This is a genomic window from Mesotoga sp. HF07.pep.5.2.highcov (assembly GCF_003666285.1).
GTDB lineage: Bacteria > Thermotogota > Thermotogae > Petrotogales > Kosmotogaceae > Mesotoga > Mesotoga prima.
Map to the genome: position 1 here is coordinate 1 of NZ_JFHJ01000200.1, position 2,240 is coordinate 2,240.

At 46.5% G+C, this 2,240-nt stretch carries 2 protein-coding genes; both read right to left on the bottom strand.

What is annotated here, in order from left to right:
• Positions 1–1,218: TIGR03960 family B12-binding radical SAM protein (locus BG32_RS04130; protein WP_121526447.1), on the bottom strand; the 1,218-nt coding region annotated here is incomplete at its 3' end.
• Entirely contained in the window at positions 1,218–2,216 is a 999-nt protein-coding gene (locus tag BG32_RS04135) for a M42 family metallopeptidase (RefSeq protein ID WP_121526445.1), read from the bottom strand. The genes BG32_RS04130 and BG32_RS04135, both read right to left, overlap by 1 nt.
• Between the last annotated feature and the right edge of the window lie 24 nt (positions 2,217–2,240).

Below are 2,240 nucleotides of genomic sequence, written 5' to 3' on the forward strand. Positions count from 1 at the left end.
ATCTTCATCCCTCTCGGTAGGCAGACCAACCATAAAATATAGCTTCACTCTTTGCCAGCCACTATTTTTGGCAGCCTTAACGGTAGCCATCAGATCGTCCTCGGAAACATTTTTGTTTATTACATTTCTGAGGCGCTGAGAACCTGCTTCCGGAGCAAATGTCAGGCCGGTCTTTCTTATTGACGCGATTTGTGAGGCTATCTCGACACCAAAAGAATCTATTCTAGTACTGGGAAGAGAAAGCGCAACTCTCTGCGGCTCAAGCAAAGGCAGGATCTCTTCGGTCAAGACGTCTATAGCGGAGTAATCCATTGTCGAGAGTGAGAGAAAGGAGAGCTCATCGTATCCAGTTGCCTTGAGTACCTTCCGCACGGATTCCCTTAGCTCATCGACTCCACGTTCTCTAACAGGCCTGTAAATCATCCCCGCCTGGCAGAATCTGCAGCCGCGATTACAACCCCGCATCACTTCCATGACAGCTCTGTCGTGAACGGTTTTCATGTAAGGAACCAGTGGAGAGGGGTCTATCTCGTAGTCCGAGAGGTCGGCAATGACTGCTTTGACGACCTTTCTTCTTCCTAGTGAAGGAACATAAACTCCCTGAATCTTTGATAACAGTTCCAGAAGCTCCCTTCTTCTGCCAGATCTAAGTAGTTCTATGTTTTCTCTTACTTCAATGCAAATCTGAGGTGTTACGGCTTCTCCGTCTCCAATGACAAAGGCGTCGAAATAGTCGGCCATTGGCTCTGGGTTGGTCGAACATGGACCGCCACCCAACACTAGTGGTTCCGTCGTTCTTTCTTTCTGAAGAAGAGGAATGCCTGCAAGATCAAGCAGTGCGAGCACATTACTATAGCAGAGCTCGTACTGAAGAGTTATTCCAACGATGTCGAATTGGGCAGCGGCAGTGTATGTTTCCATTGAATAAAGGGGGATCCGAGCGCTGATCATTTCCTCGATCATGTCCTTCCACGGAAGGTAAGCTCTCTCGGCATAGAACTCATCGGTTTTATTGAGCTCTTTATAGAGGATTTTCAGACCTAAATGTGACATACCGACTTCGTATGTGTCTGGGAAGGAGAGAAGGATACGCAGCTTGTCGTCTGGATCTTTAATGACGCGATTCAGTTCCTTGCCGATGTACCGGCTAGGTTTTCCGACTTTGTTCAGCACGCCCGAAGAGACTAGCCATTTCCTAATGTCGTCAGAGTTAATCATCAAACCGTGAATTCAGTGGAAATAAGAAACATCAATCTAACGAGATTGTCGTAGTCTTCCATCGAAATATATTCCGTTTCGGAATGAAGATACTTAACAGCCATGGCGAGTGGAACCATCTTTTTCCCCTTCTGCTGGAAGGGAATTCCATCAGTTCCTCCGCCGGTTACTCCCATCTGAAGAGGAATATCCCTTTCTCTTGAAAACTCCATCAATCGTTTTCCGAGACCGTAATCACCCAGGGATGAAGTGTCCGACATTCTTAGCACGGGTCCATTACCGGGTTTAACGTCACCTGTAAGCCTTGAACAGCATGCAAAAGAATCAACTGGGAAAAAGAGGTTCGGTTTCAGCCTTTCGGATAGTGCCCTTGCTCCAATCAATCCGATCTCTTCCTGTACAGTCCAGGCAAAAACGATACGCCTGTCGAGATCGGTCTCCATAAGCATATCGAGAAGATCCAGAAGGGCAAGACAGCCAGATCTGTCATCGAGGGATCTGACTGCCACATATTTATCGTTAAGTATTGAAATCTGTTTTCTGAATACCGCGTAATCAAGAACCTCTATTCCCAGTGATGCAGTTTCTTCCTTTGATGAAGTGCCAACATCTATTACCTGGTTCTGCCAGGAAAGATCGGTTTTTTCTCGGAGGTGAGGAGGTGTCATACCTATCACTCCATCTATGGACTCGCCGGAGGAGGTTATTACATCCAGGTGTCTTCCTACTAGAAGCTCATCGGCGATTCCTCCAACCTTCTTGAAGCTCAATGAACCGTCGGAATTCACACCAGTTACTAACAATCCGATTTCATCCATGTGAGCTGCAAAAGCGATTGATGAATCTCCGTTGCCTACTTCTAAAACAACATTTCCCAGATCGTCCACAAAGGGTTCTACGCCCTCGGGAAGCATCTCGATAATCTTTGCTCTAATCATCTCTTCTCTTCCGGTCATGCCCGGAACAAATACAACTTCCGTAAGCCTATCCAAATTCATGAAAACACCTCCCTAACAATTATA

Coding starts and splice junctions, on each gene's coding strand:
- BG32_RS04135 (WP_121526445.1), bottom strand. CDS start 2,216: ATGAATTTGGATAGGCTTACGGAAGTTGTATTTGTTCCGGGCATGACC.